The organism is Butyricicoccus sp. AM27-36, assembly GCF_003480945.1.
GTDB classification, from domain to species: domain Bacteria; phylum Bacillota; class Clostridia; order Oscillospirales; family Butyricicoccaceae; genus Agathobaculum; species Agathobaculum butyriciproducens.
Window position 1 is genome coordinate 46,283 of the sequence record NZ_QUJR01000012.1, and the last position, 25,421, is coordinate 71,703.

Consider the following 25,421-nt stretch of genomic DNA (forward strand, 5'->3'; position numbering starts at 1 on the left):
CTGTTTTTGCCGCTTCTGTCACTACGGAATCTCCCGTACAGAAGATTTCCGTAAAGCAAACAACAATGAAGCAATCGAATGGAGGAACTACTATGAAAAAAGAACTGATGATTGAAGGAATGATGTGCCAGAACTGCGTCAAGCATGTCACCCATGCCCTGGAGGGTATCCCTGGTGCGTCCCATGTCCAGGTAAGTCTGGAGGACAAAAAGGCCACTGTTGAGGTCCCGGAGTCCGTTACTGACGAAACCCTGAAAGCGGCAGTTACCGAGGCGGGCTACGAAGTCACGGAGATTATCCCCCATGAAGGCTGATAAGGCTCACATAACCCGTTCCATTAAGATTGCCAGAGGACAGCTTGTTACATAATAATAGACAGTGGGTCGGCCAAATCTGAATGGCCGGCCCTAAATAAATTAAGGAGGAAACCAATATGAAACTTGGCATTATTCGTTGTATGCATACAGAGGATTGCTGTCCCGGAAGCCGGGATTTTCGGACAATCCGAGAGAGAAAAGGCGCTTTCATGGGAGAGGACGATATTCAGTTAGTGGGCTTCATCAACTGCGGTGGCTGCCCCGGAAAAAAGCGGTGCTAAGAGCCCGTTCTCTGGTAGAACAGTGTGCAGACACCATTGCCTTTGCTTCCTGTATCAGCAAAGGGACTCCCATTGGTTCCCCCTGTCCTTTTGCCAAACGTATGCGGAAGCTGGTGCAGAAAGAGGTAGGCGATGGTGTCCGTATCTTGGATTACACCCATGACGCTGGACCTGAACCAGAAACATCTCAGAAGTAAAGTTTTTTCCCTCCGGCCTATGGTAAAATAGACTTCAAGGAGGAGTGCTAAATGGTTCAGAACCACTTACCCCACGACCACGGACAAACTATCAAGCAGAAACTGGAACATATACCCAGCGCAGAAAACTTTCAAACCGTAGCCGATATTTTCAAGCAGCTGGGGGATGGCAGCCGTATTCGCATTTGGGGGTTACTTTGCCACTATGAGGAATGTGTTATCAATCTTTCGGCCATGGTAGATATGAGCAGTCCTGCAGTTTCTCACCATCTCAAGCAGTTGAAATCAGCAGGTCTGATCGTTAGCCGCCGGGACGGAAAAGAGGTCTATTATAGAGCTGCCGATACCGAACCGGCCCAAAATTTCCACCACATGATTGAGTGGCTTGTAAAAATCGCCTGTCCATCGCAAGTAGAAACACAGAAAGGAACGCCATGAAAAAAGAAGAATCCAAAGTTATCGCTCAAAAAACTCCAAAAGATTCCAAACGGCACCCTCGTCTTGAAGCATTGTCGGGCTGGTGGAACAGATAGCACACTCTTTGGAGAACAGTTTCGAGCGGTTACCGCTGGAAAAGGATGTGTGGAGGCATATGAAACTTTTCCTGGAATAGAGGTATCCTTCAATGTTTTTCTTGCTTCAGAAGTCAAGTTTCGGCACGATGCTTCGGATTCTGTTTTGGAAATTTACTATTGCCGCAGTGGTCGCGTGGGTTGGAATATGCAAGGCGGTACTGCCGTCTATTTAGGTGCAGGTGATGTGACTGCGCACAGTATGGCCTGCTGCGCGGATTCCGCCATGATGTTTCCCCTATGATATTCAGAAGGGATTTCCATTTCCGTGGATCTGAAACAGCTTTCTTCCATTTGCCCGGAAGTTTTAAAGAATGCCGGTGTAGAGGCAGACCAGTTACGGGATCGATTTTGCTCCGGAAAGCCATCCGCAATCCCGTCCTGTTCCGATTCAGAGCATATTTTTGCCCCACTTTTTTCTGCTCCTGTGTCCGTTCGAATTTCCCTTTTGAAATTGAAGGTGCTGGAAATTTTGATTTATTTGAGCAACATGAAATCCGGAGCATAAAGAACTGACTCAATACTTCTCCCAGCAAACCGAATTGATAAAAGAAATTCATCAACAGTTGACAGAGCACTTGGATCAGCGATTTACGATTGCTGAACTTTCCAAACAATATTTGATAAATACCTCTACTCTAAAGGAAATATTCAAGGCAGTCTACGGCCAGCCTATCGCCACCTATATGAAGGAATTTCGAGTGCGTCAGGCTATGAAATTATTACGGGAAACAGATGCCTCCATCGCTGATATTGCCAACCAAGTGGGATACGAAACTCAGGGAAAATTCTCGAAGGCATTCAAGGATGTAGTACAGGTGTTACCGACAGAGTATCGAAAAATGCAACATTAAAAATGATTTTGATTAAGAGTGGTTGTGCATAGCAACCACTCTTTTATTATCAATTCGGCCATTTTCATGCTTTGAAATTATAGTATTAGTAGAATAGGAAACGGTTGATAGCAAGCAGGGCTTTCGTGACAGCAGAGATCCTGATGGACAGCGATGAAATCCTTCGCTACACCTATGAATATGGATACACCGCCGAACAGATTGCCAGTGCGATGTCCACCGACATCAACTTGGTTGCGCTGAAGGTCGCGCACCTGGCAACACTTGGCTATAATCTGCACGCACTGGAACATAAGAGCAACTTTTTGAAATAACGCACCTTCAAGGAGCCTTGACCGGCTCCTCTTTTTGTTGCAAATTGTGCAGGCGGCGCTTGCACAATTATCAACCTAACATCTGCATGTGATAGAGCCTTACCTTTTCCTTGAATGGCAGTCCCAGATCAATGCCGACTTCTTCCCACATCACACCGAATGGTGCGCCGCCATCTGTATAGCCTGCAATAAAGGCAAAACGATCATCGCAGTCCTTATACAGTTCTGCTAACCGTTCCCGTTCTTTCGCTTTCCGCTCCGTTCTCCGCTGCCGGAGCCGCTGTTCTTCAGCCTGTTTAATCTGGTCGAGCTGCTCCTGTGTATAATTGACCCCAAGCTCCTGCAAATCTTTGGCAGCCGTCACAGCATCCACATGAAAGCGTTCCCGGTAATGCTTGTTCATCTTTTTCGGTGAGCCGGTATAGGTGAGCAGCCACTGCTTGCCTTTCCGGAGGCGTGCTTCCCATCACTCAGCCTTCGTCAGTTTCTTTTTCTTTGCCATTTGCGGAATCTCCCGGATTTTTTGCTCTTGACTTTGGGGTGCGCTTTTTCGGTGCTGTCAGCTCATGGCTCAAAGAAAGCAAATCTTTGATGGCATCATCCAGTTCCGGTTTGCCAAGCTGAATACTGAGCCACTTTTCCTTGTTCATGTGATAGGCCGGAAAATAGCCGTCCTGTCCGCGAAGAGAGCCGATCAACAGCGGATCGCTTTTCACATTAAGGACATCAACGATACCTGCTTCCAGCAATCCCAACTTATCGGCAGATACTTCCAGAACCACACCATACCATTTATCATTGTCGTTGCGCCGCAGCACAGCATTCCAATCATGCCAGGGGTATTCCGGCTCCGTGCCGTACTGCTGGTGTATCCATGTAAATAATCCTTGTCGTGTCATCTTTCAAGTTAATTTTTTACGATAGAATCTTGTACGCTTGATATATCGTGGAATTCTTATCCTGCACACTCGCATAAATTCAAGAATTTCCGCCAAATCAAACGATTTCTCTTTCGACCAATCAGAATATTTCCTATGCTGAACCAGCCATACCCCAATCATGTAGTAATCCAATGCATCCTCATCATCGTCGCTCTGAATATCGTGACCACAGAGAAAGCGATACTCAATCGGCGATTGTACATAAATCCTATGGAAGCGTGCTTTGGATGCTTCTATATCATTCTTTGTCCATTTTCTATACACTTGGCAACCATCCTCCTTTGATTTAAGATAGAATCGTTCAATCCTCATACCATTCCTTATAGGCCATCATTTCCGGATAAAGACTATAATATCGTCTGCAAACCTTCTTGAACAGATTCAGCATTCTATCATCATGGCATACATCAAGCATGTAATCCAGTAGATGCTGCCTTGCCGAGCGTCTCCTGCATCTGGACAAGTGGCAACTCCAACATCCAGAAATTGTAGTCCTAAAATATGCAGTCAAACATATTGGGCAACAGTAAAAGTGGTTTTGATTTTCGCGGTAGCTGCGTTCATTGAAAACTTGCAATTTGCGAACAACTCGCATATTGACTTTCTTGCTTTCTTGGATTATAATATTTGCGAATGAACTGCAAATTGGAGGTGCGGTGACTTGCATAGCTACAGCACGCGGCAGCGAAAGGTTCTGCTTGCCTATTTGAGCCAGCACCCGGACGAGCTGTTGTCCGCACGGCAAATTGCGGACGCTTTGGCAGATAAAAACATCAGCCTGAGCGCCGTATATCGAAACCTTGCACAGTTAGAGACAGAGGAAAAAGTGCGTCGGAGCAGCAAGAGCGGCACGCGCGAGGTCTACTATCAATACCTTGATGCCGAAGGCTGCAAAGGTGCGCTGCACATGAGCTGTATCAAATGCGGCAAGACCTTTCACATGGCAGATGGTAACGCAGCTTTGCTCGCAAAGCTTTTGGCGCAGAGCGAACAGTTTATATTGGACACGACTGACACGATCCTCTATGGAACTTGTTCGGACTGCAAGGGAAAATAACGATTGGAAAGGAGGACAGACCATGACAAAGAAATTTCGTTTTATGACGGGCTTGCTGGCCGTAGTGCTGGCCTTTGTTATGCTGTCCTCTCTTGCCTATATCGCAGTGGAATCCGACCATGACTGTACTGGCGTGGACTGCGCCATCTGCCATCAGATCAACGTCTGCGAAAACCTGCTCAAAAGCATTGGGCTTGCTGGCTCCGCCGCAGCTACTGTAACGGCGATTCTATATATTCTGTGCCGGATCATTCCCTCCTGTACAGAGGTTGCCCGCACCTTTACGCTGGTTTCTCTCAAGGTCAAACTTTCAAATTAAAAATAAGAACTTTTTACAAGGGTGTAGTCTATCTGTTTTCGGATAGACTTTTGCGGCGTTGCTGTTACCCTTGTATTTTTGCGCCCATTTTTAAGTTCTTATCATGATTTGGAGGTAACAAACCCTATGAAAAAAATAACTGCGCTGCTGCTTGCGCTTTTGATGCTCGTCGGCGCTCTTGCCGGCTGCGGAAAGCAGAACGATACCAACAAAACCGACAAACTGAGCATTGTCACCACCATTTTCCCCGAATATGACTGGGTGCGTGAGATTTTAGGTGACAAAGCCGATAACGCCGAAGTCACGATGCTGCTTGATAACGGCGTTGACCTGCACAGCTATCAGCCCACTGCCGATGACATTGTCAAAATCTCCAACTGCGACCTGTTCATCTATGTGGGCGGCGAGTCCGACGACTGGGTGGACGATGCTCTGAAAAATGCCACCAACAAGAACATGAAGGTCATCAACCTGCTGGATGTCCTTGGCGACAGCGTCAAGACCGAAGAAGTGGTCGAGGGTATGCAGGAAACAGAGCACGATCACGACCATGACCACAGCAAGGAAGTCTCCACCTTTGAAGATGACGAGGTTCAGGACAGAAGCCTGTCTGATTGGGCGGGCGACTGGCAGTCTGCCTATCCCTTTGTGCTGGACGGAACACTGGATGATGCGTTTGCAGCGATGGCAGAGAAAGGCGAAATGACCGCCGAAGAATACAAGACCTACTATCAGAACGGCTACAAAACGGACATTACCAACATCGATATTGAGGGTGACCACATCGAGTTCACCTACGAAGACAGCAAGAAGGTCGGCTCTAACTACAAGTATGTCGGCTATTACATTCAGAACTGGTCTACCGGCACGAAGGCGGCCATGTATCGCTTTGAGGCGGAGGACAAGGATTCCGGCGCGCCGGTCTACATTGAGTTCAATGACCACATGATCGAACCGGCTGCCGCCGAACACTTCCACATCCGGATGAGCAACGAGAGCTTCGACGCAATCGTCGATCCCGAAAACTCCTGGCCTACCTTCTTCCCGGCTGATATGACCGGCGAAGAGATCTGCGAACACATGGAAGGGCATGACCACGACGAGGACGAAGACCACGAGCATGAGGAAGAAAAGGACGAGCACGTTTGGCTTTCTCTGAAAAACGCGGAGGTTCTTGTAAATGCCATTTCCAAGTCCTTGCAGGAGCTGGACCCCGACAATAAGGACACCTACGCTACCAACGCCGCTGCCTATATCGAAAAGCTCTCTGCGCTGGACGGTGAATATCAGGCTGTCGTGGACGCTGCGACCTATAAGACCGTTCTGTTCGGCGACCGTTTCCCGTTCCGCTATCTGGTGGACGATTACGGTCTGAGCTACTATGCCGCTTTTGTGGGCTGCTCCGCCGAAACGGAAGCCAGCTTTGAGACCGTTTCGTTCCTTGCTAAGAAGGTGGATGAATCGAAACTGCCCTGCGTTCTGACCATTGAGGGCGCACAGCATAAAATTTCCGAAACCATTGTCCAGAACACCGCTGAGAAAAATCAAAAGGTGCTGACCATGGATTCCATGCAGTCCACCACTTCTAAAGATGTGGCAAACGGTACGACCTACCTCTCCGTGATGGAGAAGAACCTGTCCGTGCTGAAAGAAGCATTGGGTTAAGGAGGTAGGTCTATGGCTCAGCTCACTTGTCAAAATCTCCGCGTCGGCTATGATGGGAAGTCCGTTCTGCAAGATCTCAGCTTTGAGGTCTTTGCAGGCGACTACCTCTGCATCGTAGGGGAAAACGGCTCTGGTAAGAGTACACTTATGAAAACAATCCTTGGCTTGCAGCCGCCCATCAGCGGCAGAATTTTGACAGGCGACGGGCTGAGGAAAAATGAGATCGGCTACCTGCCGCAGCAGACCGTCGTACAAAAGGATTTCCCTGCATCCGTGAGAGAGATCGTTCTCTCCGGGTGTCAGGGGCGCTGCGGCAGCCGCCCCTTTTATAACAAAGAAGAAAAACAGCTTGCCGAAGAAAACATTCGGAAAATGCAGATTGATAAGCTCTCAAAGCGGTGTTATCGAGAGTTGTCCGGCGGGCAGCAACAGCGGGTATTGCTTGCCCGTGCGCTGTGCGCCACACAAAAAATGCTGCTCTTGGACGAGCCTGTTTCCGGGCTTGATCCCAAAGTGACAGCGGAAATGTATCGTCTGATCGACGAACTGCACCATCAGGACGGTATCACCATTATTATGATTTCTCACGATATTGCCGCCGCAGTCAAATACGCCAGCCATATTCTGCATATTGGCAACACCGTTTTCTTCGGAACAAAGGCAGAGTATCTCCAAAGCCCGCAAGGGCGGCTATTTGCCGCAGAGAAAGGCGGTGATGAACAATGACCGCAATCTTGGAAAAACTGACCCTCTATTGGGCGTACCCCTTTGTCCGCTATGCGCTGGTGGTCGGCGTGCTGATTGCGCTCTGTTCCTCTCTGCTGGGCGTAACGCTGGTGCTGAAACGGTTTTCCTTCATCGGTGACGGACTTTCTCATGTGGCGTTCGGAGCCATGGCGATTGCCGCTGTGCTGCAAATCACCAACGAAATGCCGCTGGTCATGGTCATTACAATCATCAGCGCCGTGCTGCTTCTGCGTACCGGGCAGAACACGAAGATCAAGGGCGACGCCGCCATCGCCATGATCTCGGTGGGGGCACTTGCTATCGGCTATCTGCTGATGAATTTGTTCTCCACATCCTCTAACTTGTCCGGCGATGTGTGCAGTACGCTGTTCGGCTCGACCTCTATTCTGATGCTGACGAAAAGCGAGGTCTGGCTGTGCGCGGTGCTGTCGGTGGCGGTCGTGGCGGTATTTGTTCTTTGCTACAACAAAATTTTCGCTGTGACCTTTGATGAAAACTTTGCAAAGGCTGTGGGGACAAAGGCCGATTTGTATAACTTACTGATTGCCATAACGGTCGCCGTTGTGATCGTGTTGGCAATGAACCTTGTCGGCTCACTGCTCATATCCGCCCTTGTTATTTTCCCGGCGCTATCTGCCATGCGGGTCTACAAAAACTTCCGTGCGGTGACGATCTGTGCGGCCACCCTTTCCGTCTGCTGCGCCGCACTGGGCATTCTGATCTCCATCCTAGCTGGAACGCCGGTCGGCTCGACCATTGTGGCCGTGGACATTTTTGCATTTCTGATTTCCTCAGGAATATCCCGATTGGGAGGTATCCGCACATGAAACAGGCTTTGTTTATTCTCGCCGTCGCGCTTTATCTGGTTTCCCTCTGCGCCTGCGGCGATCAGAAGATCCAGTCTCAATCGAAGCAGGGCAGCGCGACCCAGCAGGTCGTTCAGGAGCAGATGGCGAATGCCACAGGCGAAACGACCGTTCCGCCGACTGCAATTCCGGAGCAGCAGCCTGCTGCGGATGAAACTACACCGGAAACATCCGTTCCGAAACCGGAGCAGACGCAGCCCGCCGAAGCGCTTCCGGACTATGAACCGGCACAGGCCTCCGGCGAACTGGATGTCGATCTGACTACGCTCAGCAGCACGATGGTCTACTCCGAGATCTATAACATGATGTACGAGCCGGATCGGTATGTCGGAAAGCGCATCAAAATGAATGGGCAGTTTGCGGCCTATGGGAATCCGAACACCGGCGCGGTGTACACGGTCTGCATCATCATGGACGCGACTGCCTGCTGCTCGCAGGGGCTGGAATTCGTCCTCGCGGGCGAACATAGCTATCCTGCCGACTATCCCGAACTGGGAACAGAAATCACGGTCGTTGGCACATTCCAGACCTACGAAGAAAACGGATATATGGACTGCCATCTGGTCGATGCAGAGATAACCGAGTAAGAAATCGTATCTAGCAAAAATAGGCAGCTTTCCACCGAAGCCGCATTTCTGCGCAACGGTTGACGAAAGCTGTCTGTTTTGCTATATTATACTCGTCAGTACAGAATATATCCGATGCGTGGCTTCCTGCATCGAGCGAGCCGGGTGGTATTGAATAGCGCTTTACAATCACCCGGCGGTTATCGCCCTAAAATGTAACTTTTCTGCGAATACAAGCTGATTTTCAGTTTCCACAGTGTCGAACATACTCTGCATCGAAATACCCACCTATCGACTTTGCGGTTTTGTGGGATTTTTTGCACGACCGCAAATATACACACGCCCCAGCGAATGGTGTTCACCCCGCAGCAATTCACTGTTTCACAAAGGAACTGCACAAAAGCGATAACTATTTCACCTTTTTCACTGCCCTTGCTTTACAGAGACGAAAATTGGTGATTTTCGACCCTTAGATGTACAAAAACAGGCGGCACCCAGCTGAAATTTGATATAAGCTTTTTGCAATTTCAAACTGAGGCTTTTTCAATAATGCGTTTTCCGATACTTTAATCCCTAAATAGCTTTGCACTCGCTTTGCTAAAAAGACAAGCAGTTCATGTTCAGTCCAGCTTAACCATATTACATTCCCTTCAATTTTGTCTGTTGACTCATCCGCAGTACGCACCAAAAAGTAAACATCGCTACGAAGGCTGATTCTAAAATGCAAACAAGGAAATTCATTAGTAAGATCACGCACCGCATTTAAGAGAGCCGCTATCCGCTTAATGCTATTTATGAATTTTTTCGTATGTAGCATTTTTGAAAAAGCTACTTTTAAAGCGTTCGATATTCTCGTCCTCTGCCGCCAATTCACCGAATAATCCCGTTATTTGTTCCTCTGTAAAAGTTATATTTGCAGACAATTGACACCATCCTTTCGTTTCCAAAAACAAGCGTTGTCAGAATTAACCATAATTTCCATTAAAATGATAGCACATATATATCTGCTTTTCCAGTATTTTCAGCAGAACATCCAGATATATTTGACTTTTGGCTTTTTCCAAACATGCATTGGCTATATAAAGCGAAACATTGGCATAGTTGCGGATGTTGCCCTTGAGATCCGGATTTGCGTCGCACCACTCTTTGGCCGTCATCCCGAACAGTGCCATATTCAGCACATCGGCTTCCAGTTCATACATAAACCTCCTCGCTGCTTGGTATTTATCAAGGGTTTCCTTTTGCTTCGCGCGAAAGAATATATCCTTATCGCTCGGCATTTTTAGGCCAATCAGGTTGAAGGTTTTGTTTCCAGATGGTATAAGATCAATTACTTCACGGTCAAATTCCATAATGAGGCCTCCTAATGTGTTACAGAGTAGAGATTTCTATGTATGTTGCGGATGATAAACTTAGGGCAATACCGCATAATTGAACAAGAGTGATTTGCGAGTAAATTTTGCGTACTGACGAGGCGCAGTTTTGCGGTAATACTTGATGTATTACTGTGAAACTGCAACAAAGTCAGGGCACAAAATTTCCGCAAAGCACCGCCGCTTTAATTGTGCGGTGTTGCCTTAGTTTTAATATATACTTAGGGCTTATTTGCTTTTCTTATTCGGCAGTTCACCATATGTTCTAAATTCGTCAATGCGATGATCTCCTACAAGGGACTGCATCATCTGCTTTGCGCTGGCGTTCAACCGGAGCAGTCTCTCACTCTGGGGGATTCCTTGGCGAATCAACTCCGCATTGATGCTTTCAAGATTAGCAAGAACGATCAAGTGTTGGAGGCTTGCTTCATCCCGAATATTTCCTTTGGAATCCGGGTGTGTCTGGCGCCATTCCTTTGCCGTGATGCCGAACAGTGCAACATTCAGCACATCTGCTTCATTGGCGTAGGTAAAGCACTGACGCTGTGGGGTCACATCCGGCGGGATCAGTACATCTTTGATTGCATCCGTATGGTTCCTCCGTATTCTGAAATTTGGTTGGCTGCAAATCTCGGAAACGGAGGGCGGGCCGCGGCAGCGGGGTCTCGCACAGAGCGCAAAAAGCCCACAGCGACACCGCTGCGGGCATAAGAGTATTTGAGGGTAACGATGATGGACGGGGGCGGGGTATCCTCAAAAGGACGCAAAAAGTCAGGGTATCCGATGCCCGGCCATAGGTGAATGAAGGAGGGCTGCCATTCGACAGCGGCGACAGTGCCGCAGATGTGAGGATATCTCATAAGAACCGCCTGTTCCGGCTTGGAGCCATGTTTTTCATTATCGTGCAGGTTGTTCGGCCTCTGCGCTCAAAGCAGAAGATCACGACAGAAAAGCGGAGAGATTGCTGTATCGCAGTCTCTCCGCTTTCAACATGGATGGCTGTTCAGAAGCTCTGAACAGGGGGATGTATCAGATGGTGTGTTCTCAGTGGTCGAATGCCTGCCGGTTATTTCTTAGGCGGGTATAAAATGCTGCTTTAACTCCCATGTTCGATGCCTGCCGATTGGCCTCTTGTTCCTACATTTTGCTGACAACAGCCCTGATATCTACCACTATAAAAGCTATCCCTCGCTTATTCATCTGCCTCCGATCATCCTTCCGGAAATCGCTCATTTGTGTACTTCCGTCGATAACTGGACCATAGTTGAAGTCCCACTGGGACAAACGGGCTGGTGACATCACATAGCTGCCATGTTCAGCCGGATGCATCTGTTCCTGTGTTCATTTTTGAAATGATGTCAGAGAGGAAGCTGTCTGCGTTCCCGGACCTCAGGTCCTTTTTCTGAAGCAGCAGCGCGCGTTCATCGTCACAGACCACAAGCCACAAATGCAATGATTCAAAGACGCTCTTTATCCGTGTATAAGAGAGATGTTCTTCCTTCTCCTCTGCGCAGATCGTTACACCGGCATCCTCGAAGCGGATAGTGGTTTTGAACTTTTCCCAATCAACGGCCCGCCGCAGCTTCAGCGCTTTCCACGCCTCCTTTTTGCAGGATGCCGGCATGCGCGGCGGCGTTCTTCCGCGAGCAAGGGCAAACTCCAGCAAACCTGCAATAATCACGGCTCCGCCCACAATGATTCCCGCGGTGGTTTTTGGCGGCATCAAACCAAGAATCAGCGTCAAAAGGCCCAGAGCCAGCAGGAACACGCCATAAATGCGGTAGCGCACCGTCCGCTTTTCGCGCACCGGGCCTTTCGCGGCGTGAGTTCTGATGCAGTCTATCGCATTCCACATAGCAGGGCAGCGCCGCCGGCTTTCAGCTTCCAAACACTGGTGCAGCAGCTCTACGGTTTCGCTGTCCACAGCAGGGTCATCGTAGTTGCTTATTTGAAAAAGATACATGGTGCTTCTCCGTTTCGAAATCGGCTCATTGAGAGTGCCGGAAAATCCATTCACAGCATATCGGACTGCCCGGCGGCAGTCCGATATGCTGTGATGTGCTGATGGTACTTTGCATAAGAATTGCCGACCGCTTGCATCCTATTTTTCAAACAGATGCAGCAGATATCCGTAGCCCTCGGCCTCCATTTTTTCATAGGGGACGAAGCGCAGAGCCGCACTGTTGATGCAGTAGCGCACGCCATTGGGGGACTCCGGATCGCCGGTGAACACGTGGCCGAGGTGGGAGTCTCCGGCACGGCTTCTGACCTCCGTGCGGCGCATCCCGTGGCTCAGATCCTCTTTTTCCACTACGGCAGGGCCCTCGATGGGCTTTGTGAAAGCCGGCCAGCCGCAGCCGCTCTCGTACTTATCCGTGGAGGAAAAAAGCGGCTCACCGGTCACGACATCCACATAGATACCCTTTTCAAACTTGTCCCAGAACTCGCCCGTGAAAGCGCGCTCTGTGCCGCTCTCCTGTGTAACACGGTACTGCTCCGCCGTCAGCTTGTCCCGAATGGACTCCGCCGCGGGCTTCTGATAGTCGCCCGGGTCGATGCGCAGCTGGGAAAAAAGCTCCATCTCCGCGCGCGGGATGTGGCAGTAGCCGTCCGGATTCTTTTCGAGGTAGTTCTGGTGATATTCCTCGGCGGGATAGTAGTTTTTGAGCGGGCCGATCTCCACGAAGAATTTCTCGCTGCGGCCGCGCTCGATCTCCGCGATGCGCTTCACCGTTTCTCTCGCGCTTTCGTTGGTGAAGTAGACACCGGTCTGGTACTGGCTGCCCCGGTCGTTGCCCTGCCGGTTTTGTACCGTGGGGTCGATGACATAGAAGTAAGCCATCAGCAGCGCGTCGAGGCTCACCTGCTCGGGGTCGTATTCCACCCGCACGGTCTCCCGAAAGCCGGTCTCTCCCTTGCAGACGGTCTTGTAATCGGCGTCCGCCTCGCAGATGCCGTTGGCGTAGCCGCTCTCGGCGTCGATGACGCCGGGGATGGACTGCATCAGCTGTTCCATGCCCCAGAAGCAGCCGCCCGCCAGATAGATGACATTGTCTGTGGTATCCATATAGGTGATCTCCTCATCAGACCGGTCAAAAGCCGGGCCGTCCATGTTTGCTTCCTGTCCGCTCTTTTCCTTCGGCACAGTCTGCTTCCCGGCGGCGCAGCCGCTCAGCAGCAGCACTGCGGCGAAAAGCAGGGCTAATACACTTCGATACATCACGTTTCCTCCTTTCAGGGGAATCCGGGCTCACTCCGCCCCTTGCCCGCCGAGGGCAATGCAATGGCGCGCAGCAGGCACTTTTTTAAATCTCAGGTCAGCCCATATCGGCGGCAAGAGCCTGGTCGATGAGTTTTTGCAGCGTCTCCGCCTGCTTCTTTTCCGTGATGGCGCCTACGATGGGTTCACCCACGATGTTGCCGCTGCGGTCGACCACATAGGTGGTGGGATAGGCAAAGATGTTGGTGGTAAACTTTCCCGCCTCACCGTCGGAGTCAAAATACACATTCTGATAGGTGGCGCCCTTCTTGGCAAGCACATCCTTCGCCTCGGCAATGGCCTTCTCGTCGCCGTCCAGCGTGAAGGTGTTGATGCCGATGAGCGCGCCGCCCTTCTTCGCCAGTTCCTTGTTCAGCGCATCCAGCTCGCCAAGCTCGCCTACGCAGGGATTGCAGGTGGTGAACCAGAAATTCCCCACGGTGACGGCGTTGGCGGAGAACAGCTCGTCGCTCTTCACCGTGTTGCCATCCAGATCCTTGCCATCAAAGGCGGGGAACTTCTGCATGCTGCCGTCATCAGGCGGCGTGGTCATGTCGCTGCCCGCGGGCATGCTCATATCGCCGTCCATGGATTTCTGCATGATATCGGGATACTTCTCTTCCAACTCGGTCAGCTTGTTTTCAATATTGCTGATCTCCGTGGCTGACTCCTTCAGCCACTCATACTCCTCATCGCTGAACTCTTCCTTGGCGTCCTCGATGGTCTTGAGCAGGAAGTCGCCGTAGTTTTTGCCGTCCTCCTGCATGGTCATGCCCTTGTCGGCCGCCATAAACACCTTCTCCCAGAGCTCGGTTTTTTCCGACAGGAGCGCGTTCTCCTGTGCCATGAGTTCCTTGTGCATGGCGAGCGCTTCCTCGGCATTTTTCGCTTCGCCAGTCATGGCGGAGCCGTTACCGCTCATGTCGCCCATCTTGTCATTGTTCTTCGTACCGCAGGCCGCCAAGGCCAGCAACATCAGCACGGCAAAAGCCAGTGCAAAAATTCTCTTCCTGTTCATTTTGATTCCTCCATCGTTATTTTCTTTGTTGTTTCTTTCCCGTTGCCGAAGCCGTAGCGGAAGCTCACGGCGTTCGTCGGGCAGGCGCGGATGCACATTCCGCAGCGGATGCACTCGGTATGGTTGGGCGTTTTCGTCACATCCACATCCATCTTGCAGGCTCTGGCGCATTTCCCGCAGGAGACGCACTTATTCTTATCCACCTTCATCTGGAAGAGGGACACCCGGTTGAACAGCGCGTAGAACGCGCCCAGCGGGCAGAGCCACTTGCAGAACGGTCGGTAGAACAGTACACTCAGCGCAATCACCGACAGCAGGATGCTGAATTTCCATGTAAACAGCTTGCCCAGCGCCGCCCGGATGCCGGAATTGGCAAGGGACAGCGGGATGGCTCCCTCCAGCACGCCTTGGGGGCAGAGGTATTTGCAGAAGAACGGGTCGCCCATGCCAACATCGTTCACAAGGAACGCCGGCAGGAGAATGACCATCACCAGCAGGACAGCGTATTTCAGGTATGTCAGCGGCTTCAGCCTCTTTGCGGAGAGCTTCTTTGTCGGGATTTTATGCAGCAGCTCCTGAAACCAGCCGAAGGGGCATAGAAAGCCGCAGATAAAGCGCCCCAGCAGCACGCCCAGCAGGATGAGAAAGCCTGTGATATAGTAGGAGAAGCTGAACTTGGACGATCCCACCACCGCCTGAAACGCCCCGATGGGGCAGGCCCCGGAGGCCGCCGGACAGGAGTAGCAGTTCAGCCCCGGCACGCAGACGGTCTTCCCTGCCCCCTGATACAGTCTGCCCTTGAGGAAATTCGGCAGATGCAGGTTGGTCAGCAGCGTCGCCCCCGCCTGAATCCAGCCCCGGAAGCGGGACATGGTCTGTGAAACGCCTGAAAACTTTTTACCCAATGCCCACACACTCCAGACATAATTGGATTGCTTTGCTCAGCACCGTCGCCGCCTCGCCCCGCCAGACACCAAAGCACAGCATGACGATTCCGGTTATCAGCAGCGCAATCTGCGCCGCGGCCTTTTTCCCGCAGATCATTTTTTCATCACCCTTTCCGATTTTCTACCCCCATTATAGCGCGGGAGAGTTAAAGTCTCTGTTAAGAACGAAAACTTAAGGCAACACCGCACAATTAAATCTGCGGTGCTTTGCGGAAATTTTGTGCCCTGACTTTGGCTTCGGTTCCTTGCGCGAGTTCCGTCCGCGCTGCCGAGATTTCACGGTAATACGTCAAGTATTACCGCAAAACCGCGCTTCGTCAGTACGCAAAATTTACTCGCAAATCGCTCTTGTCCAATTATGCGGTATTGCCTTTACGCAAACCTTATCTATTTTTGCTATAATGAAAGCAACACAAAAAACGAAGAAATATAAAGTAGGGCTCTCATGCACCTTTTAGTAATTGAAGATGAACGCGCCCGGGGCGAACGACTATCTGGCGAAGCCCATCCACTTGGCGGAGCTGGAGGCCCGCATCCGCAGCCTGACATTGCGGCAGTTCACCCAGCAGGATGTGCCGCTAAGCTGCGGAGGCCTGACCTTTGACACCCGCTCCCGTACCGCCGCCGTCAACGGGCAGACGCTGACGCTGACTCGCAAGGAAACGGGAATCCTGGAATACCTGATGGTGCATCAAGGAAGGCCAGTAAGTCAGGAGGCGCTGATGGAACACGTTTGGGACAATAGCGTGGACAGCTTCAGCAATTCCATTCGCGTCCACATCTCCGCCCTGCGCAAAAAGCTCCGCGCCGTGCTGGGCTATGACCCCATCCGCAACCGCATCGGCGAGGGCTATCTGATGGGAGGCGAGGAGGAATGAAGCGTCTTTCTTTGCAGTGGCGCATCACGTTGCTGTCCGTCCTGCTCATCGTCGTCGATGGGGTGCAGGGGCGCTTCCGCACCACCAACTGGTACATCACGGCGGCAGTAACGCTGCTCAGCGGCATCCTCGCCTATTTCGTCAGCGGACGCGCTCTCAAGCCCCTGCGCAGCTTTACCTCGCAGGTGGAGCAGGTGCAGCTGAACAATCTTGCCGATATGAGGATCGATGAAGACGCTATTTCGGAGTTCCGGCAGCTAAGCCGCTCGTTCAACCAGATGCTGGAGCGGCTGAACAACGCCTTTGCCGCCCAGCGGCAGTTCATCGGCAACGCCGCCCACAAGCTGCGCACGCCACTGGCACTAATGCAGGCGCAGCTGGGGCTTTTCTCCGCAGAGCATCCCGATGTGCGACCGGAGACGGCGGAGTTCCTCACGCTTTTGCGCGAGCAGACGGAGCGGCTGATACAGATGACCAGGACGCTGCTGGAGATGAGCAATCTGCGGCAGGTGGCGCGGGACTGGGGCCTTCTCTGGTGTGGGAGATCGCCGATCTCCACGGCGGCTCCGTTTGGGTGGAGGAAAGCTCGGACAAAGGCACGACCATCGCGGTGGAGCTGCCGGCAGGGACAGAAAGCAATCCCTCCGGCGCGGATATCACATAACAGTCCTCGGCTGATTCATGGCGATTGTTTTTCAACCTCCACAACATTATCGCAGCAGCTTTCGATCAGTTCCCTGTCGTGGGTGATCACAAGAATGGTTCTGCCGTTCCGCGCTTCGCTTTTCAGCCTTTCTGCGACGAGGCGCATATTCTGCCCATCAAGGCCGCTGGTGGGCTCATCAAGGATCAATATCCTGCGGCCGGAAAAATGGCGCAGGCGATGGCAAGGCGCTGCTTCTGTCCGCCGGACAGGGCGGACGGATGCGCATCCCTGTACTCGTAAAGCCCAAATTCTTTCAGCAAATGTCTGGTACGGTCTTTGTTTTCTTCCGTCAATCCGGTATTCAGCAGCAGCTCCTCCGCCACGCTTGCCGTAAAAAACTGCGTTGACATGTCGTTGCCGCAGTAATAGATTTCCCTGCACCGGACTGCCGATCTTGCTTTTTCCCGTCTATCAGGATATGTTTGTCATTTTTTTCGAGTAACTCTTGACAGCCCAAACTGTGTCTGATATAGTTACAGTATAAACTGTTATCAAAACAGACACAGTTATTTCGGAGGTGAATCTATGCGTCAGATATTACTTTTTGCGGCACTTGCCGCCTCGCTGGCACTGCTGGCTGGCTGCACGCTGTCCAAAACAAAAAAGGACACGTCGGAGGACACAACAGACAAGGCGGCGTATCATAAGCTCAGCGCCGAGGAAGCCTATGAGATGATGGCCTCACAGGAGGTCGTGGTGGTAGACGTCCGCACCCGGGAGGAATACGACGGCGGGCATATTGAAAACGCTGTCCTTGTCCCCAACGAAAGCATCGGGAGCGAAATGCCCGAGGCGCTGCCCGACAAGGAAGCCACGCTGCTGATCTACTGCCGCAGCGGCCGCCGCAGCAAGGATGCCGCCCAAAAGCTGCTGGCGCTTGGGTATCAGAGCGTCTACGACTTCGGAGGCGTCATCGACTGGCCCTACGCGCTTGTGAAGGAGGGATAATTGTGAACAGCTCCTTTAATCTGGCAGTCCACGCGCTGGTCTGCCTGAGCCACAGCGGACGCTCTCTCAGCAGCGAAGCACTGGCGGAGAACATCTGCACCAACCCCACCCGTGTCCGCCGGGTGCTGGCGGGGCTGAAAAAGGCAGGAATGGTGGAGACCCGGGAGGGCTTGGATGGCGGCTACCGCCTGACGGCAGACCCGGCGACGCTGACACTGCGGCAAGTGGCGGAGGCGGTAAATACCCGCTTTGTGGACTGTGCGTGGCACAGCGGCGACATCGACCGGGACTGCGCCATCTGCTCCGGCATGGCGGGCGTCATGGACACGCTGTATCGGAACATGAACGAGGAATGCGCCGCCTATCTCTCGCACATTACGATCACAGATATTGAAACACAGCTTTTTACACAGAAATAGGAGGATATACGATGCTTACCATTACGACCAACAGCTTTGAAAACGACGTTCTCCGCGCGGACAAGCCCGTGCTGGTGGATTTCTGGGCGCAGTGGTGCCCCTACTGCCGCCGCATTGCTCCAGCCTTTGACAAGGTGGGTGAGCAGTATGCCGACACGCTTATCTCCGGCAAGATCAACTACGACGAGGAGCCGCAGCTCATCGAGCGCTTCGGCATCGACACCATCCCCACGCTGCTGCTCTTTAAGGACGGCAAGGTGCTCGGCTCTGTTGTTGCTCCCGCCTCCAAGGCGGCTATCGAGGCGTTTATCAAGGAAACGCTGGCGCAGTGAGGACACGATTATGAAGCAGATCTATGATATGATCGTCATCGGCGGCGGCCCCGCCGGCTACACCGCCGCCCTGTATGCCGCCCGTGCCGGACTTTCTACGCTGGTGCTGGAAAAGCTCTCCGCCGGCGGGCAGATGGCGCTGACGGAGCAGATCGACAACTATCCCGGCTTTGAGGACGGCATCGACGGCTTTACGCTGGGCGAAAAAATGCAGCAGAGCGCGGAGCGCTTCGGCGCGGTGACGGAGCTGGCAGAGGTGTACAAAGCAAGCCTTTCCGGGGAGATCAAGACGCTGGAAACCAGCGAGGGTGTTTTTCAGGGCCGCACGGTGGTCATCGCCACCGGCGCGTCGCCCCGTCCCCTGGGCGTTCCCGGCGAGGATACGCTCATCGGCAAGGGTGTCCACTACTGTGCCGCCTGTGACGGCGCGCCCTATCGGGGCAAGACCGTGGCGGTGGTGGGCGGCGGCAACTCCGCCGCAGCGGACGCTCTCGCCCTGTCCCGCATTGCAAAGAAGGTCTATCTCATCCACCGCCGCGACAGCCTGCGGGCGACGAAGGTCTATCACGAGCCGCTGATGAACGCGCCCAACGTGGAATTCCGCTGGAACAGCACCGTTTCCGCACTGCTGCACGAAAGCCGCCTGACGGGGCTTCGGCTGAAGAATGTCCTGACGGGTGAGGAACATGACCTTGCCTGTGACGGCGTGTTCGTCAGCGTGGGACGCGCCCCGGCGACGGAACTGTTCCAAGGGGAGCTGGCACTGGACAAGTCCGGCTATATCGTGGCAGACGAATCCACCCGCACGAATCTTCCCGGCGTGTTTGCCGTGGGCGACGTGCGTACCAAGGCGCTGCGGCAGGTGGTCACCGCCGTATCGGACGGCGCGGTAGCCGTCCACTATGCGGAGGAATATCTGGCGGAGAATCGGTAAAGGGCTGCAAACGATCCTCTCAACGGCAGTTCCTGTCCGTAAGCGATACGATTGTGAGCCTTTCCTCAAAAGAGCGCAGGGCATGTTAGATTAAGGAGATCATATATATGTGGCTGTTTTTCGGAATTTCTGCGATCATTTTTACAGGATTCAATCTGATTTACTCTTTTAAAAACAAGAATGAAAAATGGTTTAGATTCGCAGCCCTATCGTTCACTGCCTTGACCGTATGTTCGTTTTATTCAGACGGAGCGATGCGTGTGCTAAATGAAGATTGGGGAGGCTTGATGGATATTATGCCAACCATGAGCAAGGCTCTGTGGGTATGTGTAGGGATATCCATTCTATTAAACTCTGTTTCGCTCTTTCGAGAGAAATAACCACATTTCTGTCTCAAGAATACCCCCGGCTGCACACGGCAGGTCTGTGCCTTTGCCGTAGCCTATGTGGAATTTAAAAAACTGAATGCCAATGCTTTATGATAAAGAAGCAGACTTAAAATGACAGCTTCGCACTGTTCCAACAGAGCAAAGGAGTGCCCCAATGGGCACTCCTTTTTCATAGCTTTACGCCTTATTCAGCAAGATTTGTAATAAGAATATACTGAAATAGTTAAGCCGATTCCAGAAAAGAGAGAAATAAGCGTTCCGGCATGATTCTTCTAAAGACTTCATGCATAGTTTAGCAGAAACAGGGCCGTTGCGGCAAGCAACGCAAATTAACATTCTATGATTTGAAGTCACTTTGCAGCGTTGATGTGCTTTATCTGGTTTTCTCCACAGCTTCAGCGGAGGATAATATAAGAAATCCCCGACCAGAGTCGGGGATTTCTTATATTGGCAGCAACGCGCAGTCCTTAGCCGTGCGCGGAGCTTCTGTTATCCGGGTTTGGACGCCAGCCGTCCATGAGCTTGTCGTTCTCCATGATAAAGGGACTCGCCGTATCCTGTCCCCATGAGGTGTCATATTTCCCCATAAGGTAATCGCTCAATGCCGTTCGGTCGGCAAAGCGCAGCATCCGGTACGGCTCCTGAAAGGCAACCTTTTCTACAAAGTACAGCGTCCCGTCCTCTGCCGTCAAAAGAACGCCAACATGCCCGACAAACAGCAGAGATTCCTCCTCGGTCGGCTTATCGTGGAAGAATACCGTGATGAGACGGATTCTTTCATTCTCCCGAAAGGCAACGCCGCGGGAAGCCCATTCCTCTTGTACGGTTTGCACATGACGCTTGATCTCCGTGGTATCCTCCGCCTTCATGGAGGAATACAGTGCGCGGAAATCTGCAAGGCTGCTTCCGCCCAGCGCATCGGGATCTGTTTTCAGCGCTTCCTCGTCCACAAACAGCACATCTTCACCGGAATTGATTTGAGAGTCTGCGCTCACAGAGAGGAAATCCCCAAACAGGCTCATGGCGGTGATCCGGCAGTTATAGCCCGGAAACGTCCCGTTCTTCGCCGTCCATTCGTCCTGCATTGCGTAAGGGTCATATTTCGTATACAGCAGCTCCGCTTCCTCAAAGCCATCCGTAAGCCATTCCTGCTTCACGCTGTCATTAAAGCGGTCCACACGGCGGAAAAAGCTCTGAATACGCCCGTCCGGCACGCCTGTGTCGGAGAGCAGCTCCTTCAAAAGTGCCCTTGATCCGCTGTCGTTCAGGTTTGTGTACTCGATCCTTTCCAATGCCGGACGCTGCTCGGCTGCGCCGCAGCCTGCAAGTACGGCGGCAATAAGCACAACACATATAATAAAAGTGATTTTCCATCGTGATCTCATAGTTCTAATCTGTCCTTTCTTTGGCGATTGCTCGATTTGCTAAGGTTATTATAGCACCGGATCATAAAACCTATGTTAAGATATACAAAGTGTTGCGGCTTTTGCAGCAAGCAACTTTCCTCACATCTCCAGGTGTTCTGCCATGAGAAGCATTATCTGGTGCAGGCGGTGTGTAGGAGTATCGAAGCAAAGAACCAAAAAAACGCTCATGATTGCTTTCAATAAAGTGCGGCTGCGGAGATGTTCCTCTCCGCAGCCGCATTACGGTTTGTCAGCGCTTCAGCAGCACCTTCAGATCCTCTTCCGGGGTGGTGATGGGAGCAATACCGAAATTCTCTACAAGGTAGTTCAGCACATTGGGCGAAACAAACGCCGGCAGCGTGGGGCCAAGGCGAATATTCTTGATCCCCAGATACAGCAGCGTCAGCAGGATACACACTGCCTTCTGCTCATACCACGAGAGCACCAGAGACAGGGGCAGGTCGTTGACCCCGCAGCCAAAGGCATCCGCCAAGGCCAGCGCGATTTTGACAGCTCCGTAAGCATCATTGCACTGGCCTACATCCATGAGTCGAGGCAGGCCGCCGATGGTGCCGAGGTCAAGGTCGTTGAAGCGGTATTTTCCGCAGGCCAGCGTCAGCACCACGGTGTCGGCGGGCGTCTGCTTGACAAACTCGGTGTAGTAGTTCCGTCCGGGACGGGCTCCGTCACAGCCGCCGACCAGGAAAAAGTGCCGGATCGCGCCGCTCTTTACCGCATCGATCACCTGATCCGCCACACCAAGCACCGCGCCGTGTCCGAAACCGGTCATGACCGTGCCGCCGCCGTTGATGCCGGTGAACGGCTTGTCCTCGTTGTAGCCGCCAAGTTCCAATGCCTTTTCGATGACAGGGGTGAAGTCCTTATCCTCGCCGATGTGCGTCATTTCCGGGTAGGATACCACCGCTGTGGTGAACACGCGGTCGGCGTAGCTTGCTTTCGGCGGCATCAGGCAGTTGGTGGTAAACAGCACCGGTGCAGGGATGTCGGCAAATTCTCTTTGCTGATTCTGCCACGCCGTGCCGAAGTTGCCCTTGAGATGGGCATATTTTTTCAGTTCAGGATAGCCGTGGGCAGGCAGCATTTCGCCATGGGTGTAGATGTTGACGCCTTTACCCTCGGTCTGCTCCAGCAGCAGTTTCAGGTCGTGGAGGTCGTGGCCTGTGATGACGATGAACGGCCCCTTCTCCACCGTCAGCGGGACAGTGGCAGGCGCAGGCGTACCGTAGCTTTCGGTGTTGGCCTTATCCAGCAACGCCATACACTTGAGGTTTTTCTCGCCCACCTCCATGACGATGGGCAGCAGCGCATCCATGCCCCAGTCCTCGCCCACAGCAAAGAGTGCCTTGGCGAAAAAGCGGTTTACTTCCTCATCGACATAGCCCAGTACCATGGCGTGATGGGCATACGCCGACATACCACGCACGCCGAAAAGGATCAGAGATTTGAGGCTGCGAATATCCTCCTGCGCGTTCCAGAGCAAATTCATATCATAATCATCATTCTGCCCACAGCGAGAGCCGCAGCCAGAGCAGTTTGGTGCCAGTCGTTCCCTTTCCGCGTGCACCTGTTCGATCAACTCGCGAATGGTCTTTTCGTTGAAGTTCACATTAGTGACGGTGGTGAACAATCCCTCGATCATCAGCCGCCATGTATCGGCATTGACTGGTGTATCGGCGTCCGTGGCTCTTGCCAGCCCAATGAGCGCGCCCGTCAGCTCGTCCTGAAGTTCCGCTACATCGGCGGTCTTGCCGCAGACACCAGCCTTACCGGTACAGCCGGTACAACCCGCTGTCTGCTCACACTGAAAGCAAAACATTTTATGATCCATTATCGTTTTCCTCCTATTTCGGTTCAAATTATGTCCTTTTATCAGAAGCTCACGCCTCCTCGAAGAACTCCTTGCCCACATTGCACAGGTGGCATTCAAAATTCTCCGGCACCTCGCTCCAGGGCGTTCCGGGGGCGATGCCGCCCTCCGGGTAACCTGCGCTCTCGTCATATTATCAACCGCAAAGACTGCATATATACTTCATTGTGCTTCTTCCTTCCTTTTTCTAATAATTTTGTTATTCTTCCACCAGCCGGCCGTCCACTGTTACGGTGACCACCTGCCACGGAATGAATTTTCCGCTCTGCCGGAGCGCCTTTTTCGCCGCCAGTTCCAGCCCGCCGCAGCAAGGAACCTCCATCCGCACGACGGTGACGCTTTTAATGTCATTCTCCCGAATGATCTCCGTCAGCTTTTCGGAATAGTCCACGCCGTCCAGCTTGGGACAGCCCACCAGGGTGATGTGCCCCTTAATGAAGCGCTCGTGGAAGGCGGCGTAGGCGTAAGCCGTGCAGTCGGCGGCGATGAGGAGCCTCGCGCCGTCAAAATACGGAGCGTTCACCGGCACCAGCTTGATCTGCACCGGCCATTGGGAAAGGCGGCTCGTCTGCTGGGCTTGCGGCGTTTCCACGGCGGGCGCGTCCTGGCGCTGAATATTCCGGGACTGGCTGCCGGGGCAGCCGCAGGGCAGCGTCATGCCCTCTTTCCGCATTTTCCGCTGCTTATTTTCCATGACAGCCTGCTCGTCATAGGCCGCCGCCTCCCGCTCCACAAAGGTGATCGCCCCGGTGGGGCAGGTGGGCAGGCAGTCGCCCAAGCCGTCGCAGTAATCGTCCCGCATGAGCCGCGCCTTGCCGTCCACCATGGCGATGGCGCCCTCGTGACAGGCGGCGGCACAGACGCCGCAGCCGTTGCATTTATCTTGATCAATTTCAATGATTCTCCGCTTCATCGCAAGACCTCCTTGCTTTTGTGGTTTGATTATAATAGAATTAAATCAACAAGTCGGTTGAATTTTCAACGAAAGAGGATTATTTATGAAAGAATTTTTTCCGGTACTCCACACCGCGGCGCTTTTCTCCGGCATTTCCGACGATGAGCTTGCCGCCATGCTCTCCTGCCTTGGAGCGAGGATCGACACCTTCCCCAAAGGCTCCCGCCTGCTCCGCGCCGGGGAGGCGGTGGAGGAGGTGGGTCTTGTGCTGGCGGGCAGCGCCCTTATTGTGCAGGAGGACATCTGGGGGAACCGCAACATCCTCTCCAAGACCGGGCCGGGGCAGACCTTTGCGGAGGTGTTCGCCTGTGCGCCGGGGTCGGTGCTGAATGTGAGCGTGGAGGCGGAGAGCACGGTGACGGTGATGTTTCTGCATATAAGACGCGTTTTGAGCATGTGCCCCTCCGCCTGCTCCCACCATAGCCGGATCATCCGCAACCTGCTGGGCGAGCTGGCAGAAAAAAACCTGCGGCTCAACGAAAAACTCACCCACATGGGCCAGCGCACAACGCGGGCAAAGCTGATGTCCTATTTTTCCGCCGAGGCGCAGCGCCGGGGTGGCTATGAATTCGACATTCCATTCTCCCGCCAGCAGCTTGCGGATTATCTCGGCGTGGAGCGCAGTGGACTGTCGCTGGAGCTTGGAAAAATGCGGGATGAGGGCCTGCTTGACTTTCATAAAAGCCACTTTCTTCTCCAGGCGCCAGAGACGGACGGCCTTCCTCCTTCTGCGCGTTAAGAATCTCCCCTTCAAGCCCCCTTTGGGCGTATTGGAAAGTGCGGATACACCGGGCAGAATGTTGGGCTTTTACAGAAGGAGAGCGCAACTACGAACCTGCAGAGATTGACAAGGTAGCGTCAGCTCGTACAATCTGATTTGAAAATACCCACAGCCGCTTTGGCTGTGGGTATTTTCTGTTTGAACTTCAAAAGCTTTGCAGAAGGCAAGGAGCCTAATGCCAAATTCAGCATGTCACCAACTATGAGGAAAACATCTTTTAGAGGAAGGTCAAAAGGTTCGACAGGGAAGGATGAACAGTGTCCTTTTGCGATGCCGCTTCCGAAAGATTGCGGCTTCGCCCCTTAACGAAGACTTTAAGTTAAATCTGTTATACTGCTGCAGTCCCCTCAAAAATACAGACAGGAGAAAATTTGACCTATGATGAAAAAAAGATATTTCGCTATTCCCATTCTTGCAATCGCACTGCATTTTTGGCTGTCCAACCTGTTGTATTTCCTTGTGGAAAGACTTGTTCTGGATGTTTTTCATATC

35 protein-coding genes and 4 pseudogenes are annotated in these 25,421 nt (G+C 52.6%); 22 read left to right on the top strand and 17 right to left on the bottom strand.

The window, feature by feature from the left end; translation table 11 throughout:
* Positions 1 to 92 precede the first annotated feature (92 nt).
* The 7 genes and pseudogenes from DW724_RS13900 (at position 93) to DW724_RS13920 (ending at position 2,535) form a co-directional block, all read left to right on the top strand.
* Positions 93 to 314 (top strand): heavy-metal-associated domain-containing protein, encoded by a 222-nt coding sequence (locus DW724_RS13900; RefSeq protein ID WP_118761875.1) that lies wholly within the window; start codon positions 93 to 95, stop codon positions 312 to 314.
* Between the two features lie 143 nt (positions 315 to 457).
* Positions 458 to 699 (top strand): annotated as a pseudogene (locus DW724_RS13905) (CGGC domain-containing protein); the annotation flags it as partial.
* A gap of 147 nt (positions 700 to 846) precedes the next feature.
* On the top strand, positions 847 to 1,233 hold the full coding sequence (locus DW724_RS13910; protein WP_118761876.1) for an ArsR/SmtB family transcription factor: 387 nt from the start codon (positions 847 to 849) through the stop codon (positions 1,231 to 1,233).
* Between the two features lie 144 nt (positions 1,234 to 1,377).
* A complete protein-coding gene (locus DW724_RS15485) occupies positions 1,378 to 1,611 on the top strand; it encodes a hypothetical protein (protein ID WP_118667718.1) in 234 nt (77 codons plus the stop codon).
* Positions 1,612 to 1,635: 24 nt separating this feature from the next.
* Positions 1,636 to 1,875 (top strand): hypothetical protein, encoded by a 240-nt coding sequence (locus DW724_RS15490; RefSeq protein WP_147358674.1) that lies wholly within the window; start codon positions 1,636 to 1,638, stop codon positions 1,873 to 1,875.
* A 34-nt stretch (positions 1,876 to 1,909) separates the two neighbouring features.
* A complete protein-coding gene (locus DW724_RS13915; protein WP_158580373.1) occupies positions 1,910 to 2,221 on the top strand; it encodes a helix-turn-helix domain-containing protein in 312 nt (103 codons plus the stop codon).
* Positions 2,222 to 2,346: 125 nt separating this feature from the next.
* Positions 2,347 to 2,535, top strand: a complete 189-nt coding sequence (locus tag DW724_RS13920; RefSeq protein ID WP_243105768.1) for a hypothetical protein — start codon at positions 2,347 to 2,349, stop codon at positions 2,533 to 2,535.
* Between the two features lie 70 nt (positions 2,536 to 2,605).
* Here the strand turns inward: DW724_RS13920 and DW724_RS13925 are convergent, their stop codons facing one another.
* The 3 genes from DW724_RS13925 to DW724_RS13935 form a co-directional block, all read right to left on the bottom strand.
* On the bottom strand, positions 2,606 to 2,938 hold the full coding sequence (locus tag DW724_RS13925) for a hypothetical protein (RefSeq protein WP_243105769.1): 333 nt from the start codon (positions 2,936 to 2,938) through the stop codon (positions 2,606 to 2,608).
* Between the two features lie 67 nt (positions 2,939 to 3,005).
* Positions 3,006 to 3,434 (bottom strand): MmcQ/YjbR family DNA-binding protein, encoded by a 429-nt coding sequence (locus DW724_RS13930; RefSeq protein ID WP_118761878.1) that lies wholly within the window; start codon positions 3,432 to 3,434, stop codon positions 3,006 to 3,008.
* 3 nt (positions 3,435 to 3,437) lie between these two features.
* Complete coding sequence (locus DW724_RS13935) at positions 3,438 to 3,740, bottom strand: chalcone synthase (RefSeq protein ID WP_118761879.1); 303 nt, start codon at positions 3,738 to 3,740, stop codon at positions 3,438 to 3,440.
* Between the two features lie 397 nt (positions 3,741 to 4,137).
* Here DW724_RS13935 and DW724_RS13940 point away from each other — a divergent pair, with 397 nt between their 5' ends.
* From DW724_RS13940 to DW724_RS13965, 6 genes are all read left to right on the top strand, one after another.
* Entirely contained in the window at positions 4,138 to 4,533 is a 396-nt protein-coding gene (locus DW724_RS13940; RefSeq protein WP_118761880.1) for a Fur family transcriptional regulator, read from the top strand.
* Between the two features lie 22 nt (positions 4,534 to 4,555).
* On the top strand, positions 4,556 to 4,852 hold the full coding sequence (locus DW724_RS13945) for a hypothetical protein (protein ID WP_118761881.1): 297 nt from the start codon (positions 4,556 to 4,558) through the stop codon (positions 4,850 to 4,852).
* 126 nt (positions 4,853 to 4,978) lie between these two features.
* Complete coding sequence (locus DW724_RS13950) at positions 4,979 to 6,517, top strand: metal ABC transporter solute-binding protein, Zn/Mn family (protein ID WP_118761882.1); 1,539 nt, start codon at positions 4,979 to 4,981, stop codon at positions 6,515 to 6,517.
* A gap of 12 nt (positions 6,518 to 6,529) precedes the next feature.
* On the top strand, positions 6,530 to 7,243 hold the full coding sequence (locus DW724_RS13955) for a metal ABC transporter ATP-binding protein (RefSeq protein ID WP_118761883.1): 714 nt from the start codon (positions 6,530 to 6,532) through the stop codon (positions 7,241 to 7,243).
* Entirely contained in the window at positions 7,240 to 8,091 is an 852-nt protein-coding gene (locus DW724_RS13960; protein ID WP_202183534.1) for a metal ABC transporter permease, read from the top strand. Before DW724_RS13955 ends, DW724_RS13960 begins: the two co-directional genes overlap by 4 nt.
* A complete protein-coding gene (locus tag DW724_RS13965) occupies positions 8,088 to 8,717 on the top strand; it encodes a hypothetical protein (protein ID WP_118761884.1) in 630 nt (209 codons plus the stop codon). Before DW724_RS13960 ends, DW724_RS13965 begins: the two co-directional genes overlap by 4 nt.
* 448 nt (positions 8,718 to 9,165) lie before the next feature.
* Here the strand turns inward: DW724_RS13965 and DW724_RS13970 are convergent, their stop codons facing one another.
* The 8 genes from DW724_RS13970 to DW724_RS15840 form a co-directional block, all read right to left on the bottom strand.
* The gene (locus tag DW724_RS13970) at positions 9,166 to 9,570 is read right to left on the bottom strand and encodes a hypothetical protein (protein ID WP_147358675.1); all 405 of its coding nucleotides are present in this window, start codon (positions 9,568 to 9,570) and stop codon (positions 9,166 to 9,168) included.
* A 91-nt stretch (positions 9,571 to 9,661) separates the two neighbouring features.
* Entirely contained in the window at positions 9,662 to 10,048 is a 387-nt protein-coding gene (locus tag DW724_RS16330) for a hypothetical protein (protein WP_330426320.1), read from the bottom strand.
* A gap of 249 nt (positions 10,049 to 10,297) precedes the next feature.
* A complete protein-coding gene (locus DW724_RS13980; protein ID WP_202183535.1) occupies positions 10,298 to 10,579 on the bottom strand; it encodes a hypothetical protein in 282 nt (93 codons plus the stop codon).
* An 805-nt stretch (positions 10,580 to 11,384) separates the two neighbouring features.
* Positions 11,385 to 12,032, bottom strand: coding sequence for a YcxB family protein (locus DW724_RS13985; protein ID WP_118761886.1), 648 nt, complete (start codon positions 12,030 to 12,032; stop codon positions 11,385 to 11,387).
* A 138-nt stretch (positions 12,033 to 12,170) separates the two neighbouring features.
* A complete protein-coding gene (msrB, locus tag DW724_RS13990) occupies positions 12,171 to 13,136 on the bottom strand; it encodes a peptide-methionine (R)-S-oxide reductase MsrB (RefSeq protein ID WP_442861289.1) in 966 nt (321 codons plus the stop codon).
* Between the two features lie 250 nt (positions 13,137 to 13,386).
* Positions 13,387 to 14,346 carry a TlpA disulfide reductase family protein gene (locus DW724_RS13995; RefSeq protein ID WP_118761888.1) on the bottom strand — a complete coding sequence of 320 codons (960 nt, stop codon included), beginning with the start codon at positions 14,344 to 14,346 and terminating at the stop codon, positions 13,387 to 13,389.
* The gene (locus DW724_RS14000) at positions 14,343 to 15,218 is read right to left on the bottom strand and encodes a 4Fe-4S binding protein (protein ID WP_202183540.1); all 876 of its coding nucleotides are present in this window, start codon (positions 15,216 to 15,218) and stop codon (positions 14,343 to 14,345) included. The genes DW724_RS13995 and DW724_RS14000 overlap by 4 nt, the downstream gene beginning before the upstream one ends.
* A 25-nt stretch (positions 15,219 to 15,243) precedes the next feature.
* Positions 15,244 to 15,390: a CD1871A family CXXC motif-containing protein gene (locus DW724_RS15840; RefSeq protein WP_202183536.1), complete on the bottom strand. Its 147-nt coding sequence runs from the start codon at positions 15,388 to 15,390 to the stop codon at positions 15,244 to 15,246.
* A 382-nt stretch (positions 15,391 to 15,772) separates the two neighbouring features.
* On the opposite strand from DW724_RS15840, the pseudogene DW724_RS14005 reads away from it, so the two are divergent.
* From DW724_RS14005 to DW724_RS16475, 3 genes and pseudogenes are all read left to right on the top strand, one after another.
* A pseudogene (locus tag DW724_RS14005) lies at positions 15,773 to 16,171 on the top strand (response regulator transcription factor); the annotation flags it as partial.
* Positions 16,168 to 16,617: pseudogene (locus tag DW724_RS14010) on the top strand (HAMP domain-containing protein); the annotation flags it as partial. The pseudogenes DW724_RS14005 and DW724_RS14010, both read left to right, overlap by 4 nt.
* A gap of 89 nt (positions 16,618 to 16,706) precedes the next feature.
* Positions 16,707 to 16,835, top strand: coding sequence for an ATP-binding protein (locus DW724_RS16475; RefSeq protein ID WP_243105770.1), 129 nt, complete (start codon positions 16,707 to 16,709; stop codon positions 16,833 to 16,835).
* A 15-nt stretch (positions 16,836 to 16,850) separates the two neighbouring features.
* Here DW724_RS16475 and DW724_RS16160 read toward each other — a convergent pair whose 3' ends face one another.
* Together DW724_RS16160 and DW724_RS16165 are read right to left on the bottom strand one after the other, a co-directional pair.
* Positions 16,851 to 16,982, bottom strand: coding sequence for a hypothetical protein (locus tag DW724_RS16160; protein ID WP_243105775.1), 132 nt, complete (start codon positions 16,980 to 16,982; stop codon positions 16,851 to 16,853).
* A 38-nt stretch (positions 16,983 to 17,020) separates the two neighbouring features.
* Complete coding sequence (locus DW724_RS16165; protein ID WP_243105771.1) at positions 17,021 to 17,227, bottom strand: ATP-binding cassette domain-containing protein; 207 nt, start codon at positions 17,225 to 17,227, stop codon at positions 17,021 to 17,023.
* Positions 17,228 to 17,402: 175 nt separating this feature from the next.
* Here DW724_RS16165 and DW724_RS14020 point away from each other — a divergent pair, with 175 nt between their 5' ends.
* From DW724_RS14020 to DW724_RS14040, 5 genes are all read left to right on the top strand, one after another.
* Positions 17,403 to 17,825 (top strand): rhodanese-like domain-containing protein, encoded by a 423-nt coding sequence (locus DW724_RS14020; protein ID WP_118761890.1) that lies wholly within the window; start codon positions 17,403 to 17,405, stop codon positions 17,823 to 17,825.
* Positions 17,826 to 17,827: 2 nt separating this feature from the next.
* The gene (locus tag DW724_RS14025) at positions 17,828 to 18,244 is read left to right on the top strand and encodes an RrF2 family transcriptional regulator (RefSeq protein WP_118761891.1); all 417 of its coding nucleotides are present in this window, start codon (positions 17,828 to 17,830) and stop codon (positions 18,242 to 18,244) included.
* A gap of 11 nt (positions 18,245 to 18,255) precedes the next feature.
* The gene (trxA, locus tag DW724_RS14030; protein ID WP_118361389.1) at positions 18,256 to 18,576 is read left to right on the top strand and encodes a thioredoxin; all 321 of its coding nucleotides are present in this window, start codon (positions 18,256 to 18,258) and stop codon (positions 18,574 to 18,576) included.
* A 10-nt stretch (positions 18,577 to 18,586) separates the two neighbouring features.
* The gene (gene trxB / locus DW724_RS14035; RefSeq protein ID WP_118761892.1) at positions 18,587 to 19,510 is read left to right on the top strand and encodes a thioredoxin-disulfide reductase; all 924 of its coding nucleotides are present in this window, start codon (positions 18,587 to 18,589) and stop codon (positions 19,508 to 19,510) included.
* Between the two features lie 107 nt (positions 19,511 to 19,617).
* Positions 19,618 to 19,890 (top strand): hypothetical protein, encoded by a 273-nt coding sequence (locus tag DW724_RS14040; protein WP_118480771.1) that lies wholly within the window; start codon positions 19,618 to 19,620, stop codon positions 19,888 to 19,890.
* 476 nt (positions 19,891 to 20,366) lie between these two features.
* Here DW724_RS14040 and DW724_RS14045 read toward each other — a convergent pair whose 3' ends face one another.
* The 4 genes and pseudogenes from DW724_RS14045 to DW724_RS14060 form a co-directional block, all read right to left on the bottom strand.
* Positions 20,367 to 21,284, bottom strand: a complete 918-nt coding sequence (locus DW724_RS14045) for a DUF4300 family protein (protein ID WP_243105772.1) — start codon at positions 21,282 to 21,284, stop codon at positions 20,367 to 20,369.
* A gap of 271 nt (positions 21,285 to 21,555) precedes the next feature.
* On the bottom strand, positions 21,556 to 23,154 hold the full coding sequence (hcp, locus tag DW724_RS14050) for a hydroxylamine reductase (RefSeq protein WP_202183537.1): 1,599 nt from the start codon (positions 23,152 to 23,154) through the stop codon (positions 21,556 to 21,558).
* Between the two features lie 49 nt (positions 23,155 to 23,203).
* Positions 23,204 to 23,314, bottom strand: a pseudogene (locus DW724_RS14055) (rubredoxin); the annotation flags it as partial.
* Between the two features lie 78 nt (positions 23,315 to 23,392).
* On the bottom strand, positions 23,393 to 24,106 hold the full coding sequence (locus DW724_RS14060) for an ATP-binding protein (protein ID WP_118761893.1): 714 nt from the start codon (positions 24,104 to 24,106) through the stop codon (positions 23,393 to 23,395).
* Positions 24,107 to 24,191: 85 nt separating this feature from the next.
* Between DW724_RS14060 and DW724_RS14065 the strand changes: the two genes are divergently transcribed.
* Positions 24,192 to 24,887 carry a Crp/Fnr family transcriptional regulator gene (locus tag DW724_RS14065; RefSeq protein WP_118761894.1) on the top strand — a complete coding sequence of 232 codons (696 nt, stop codon included), beginning with the start codon at positions 24,192 to 24,194 and terminating at the stop codon, positions 24,885 to 24,887.
* The last annotated feature ends 534 nt before the right edge of the window (positions 24,888 to 25,421 follow it).

What these genes read in the sequence shown, in the direction of transcription:
- DW724_RS13900 (WP_118761875.1), top strand. Translation starts at nt 93, where the DNA reads ATGAAAAAAGAACTGATGATTGAAGGAATGATGTGCCAGAACTGCGTC.
- DW724_RS13910 (WP_118761876.1), top strand. Translation starts at nt 847, where the DNA reads ATGGTTCAGAACCACTTACCCCACGACCACGGACAAACTATCAAGCAG.
- DW724_RS13925 (WP_243105769.1), bottom strand. Translation starts at nt 2,938, where the DNA reads ATGAACAAGCATTACCGGGAACGCTTTCATGTGGATGCTGTGACGGCT.
- DW724_RS13930 (WP_118761878.1), bottom strand. Translation starts at nt 3,434, where the DNA reads ATGACACGACAAGGATTATTTACATGGATACACCAGCAGTACGGCACG.
- DW724_RS13945 (WP_118761881.1), top strand. Translation starts at nt 4,556, where the DNA reads ATGACAAAGAAATTTCGTTTTATGACGGGCTTGCTGGCCGTAGTGCTG.
- DW724_RS13950 (WP_118761882.1), top strand. Translation starts at nt 4,979, where the DNA reads ATGAAAAAAATAACTGCGCTGCTGCTTGCGCTTTTGATGCTCGTCGGC.
- DW724_RS13955 (WP_118761883.1), top strand. Translation starts at nt 6,530, where the DNA reads ATGGCTCAGCTCACTTGTCAAAATCTCCGCGTCGGCTATGATGGGAAG.
- DW724_RS13960 (WP_202183534.1), top strand. Translation starts at nt 7,240, where the DNA reads ATGACCGCAATCTTGGAAAAACTGACCCTCTATTGGGCGTACCCCTTT.
- DW724_RS13965 (WP_118761884.1), top strand. Translation starts at nt 8,088, where the DNA reads ATGAAACAGGCTTTGTTTATTCTCGCCGTCGCGCTTTATCTGGTTTCC.
- DW724_RS16330 (WP_330426320.1), bottom strand. Translation starts at nt 10,048, where the DNA reads ATGGAATTTGACCGTGAAGTAATTGATCTTATACCATCTGGAAACAAA.
- DW724_RS13985 (WP_118761886.1), bottom strand. Translation starts at nt 12,032, where the DNA reads ATGTATCTTTTTCAAATAAGCAACTACGATGACCCTGCTGTGGACAGC.
- msrB (WP_442861289.1), bottom strand. Translation starts at nt 13,136, where the DNA reads ATGGATACCACAGACAATGTCATCTATCTGGCGGGCGGCTGCTTCTGG.
- DW724_RS13995 (WP_118761888.1), bottom strand. Translation starts at nt 14,346, where the DNA reads ATGAACAGGAAGAGAATTTTTGCACTGGCTTTTGCCGTGCTGATGTTG.
- DW724_RS14000 (WP_202183540.1), bottom strand. Translation starts at nt 15,218, where the DNA reads ATGTCCCGCTTCCGGGGCTGGATTCAGGCGGGGGCGACGCTGCTGACC.
- DW724_RS15840 (WP_202183536.1), bottom strand. Translation starts at nt 15,390, where the DNA reads ATGATCTGCGGGAAAAAGGCCGCGGCGCAGATTGCGCTGCTGATAACC.
- DW724_RS16160 (WP_243105775.1), bottom strand. Translation starts at nt 16,982, where the DNA reads ATGCGCCTCGTCGCAGAAAGGCTGAAAAGCGAAGCGCGGAACGGCAGA.
- DW724_RS16165 (WP_243105771.1), bottom strand. Translation starts at nt 17,227, where the DNA reads ATGTCAACGCAGTTTTTTACGGCAAGCGTGGCGGAGGAGCTGCTGCTG.
- DW724_RS14020 (WP_118761890.1), top strand. Translation starts at nt 17,403, where the DNA reads ATGCGTCAGATATTACTTTTTGCGGCACTTGCCGCCTCGCTGGCACTG.
- trxA (WP_118361389.1), top strand. Translation starts at nt 18,256, where the DNA reads ATGCTTACCATTACGACCAACAGCTTTGAAAACGACGTTCTCCGCGCG.
- trxB (WP_118761892.1), top strand. Translation starts at nt 18,587, where the DNA reads ATGAAGCAGATCTATGATATGATCGTCATCGGCGGCGGCCCCGCCGGC.
- DW724_RS14040 (WP_118480771.1), top strand. Translation starts at nt 19,618, where the DNA reads ATGTGGCTGTTTTTCGGAATTTCTGCGATCATTTTTACAGGATTCAAT.
- DW724_RS14045 (WP_243105772.1), bottom strand. Translation starts at nt 21,284, where the DNA reads ATGAGATCACGATGGAAAATCACTTTTATTATATGTGTTGTGCTTATT.
- hcp (WP_202183537.1), bottom strand. Translation starts at nt 23,154, where the DNA reads ATGGATCATAAAATGTTTTGCTTTCAGTGTGAGCAGACAGCGGGTTGT.
- DW724_RS14060 (WP_118761893.1), bottom strand. Translation starts at nt 24,106, where the DNA reads ATGAAGCGGAGAATCATTGAAATTGATCAAGATAAATGCAACGGCTGC.
- DW724_RS14065 (WP_118761894.1), top strand. Translation starts at nt 24,192, where the DNA reads ATGAAAGAATTTTTTCCGGTACTCCACACCGCGGCGCTTTTCTCCGGC.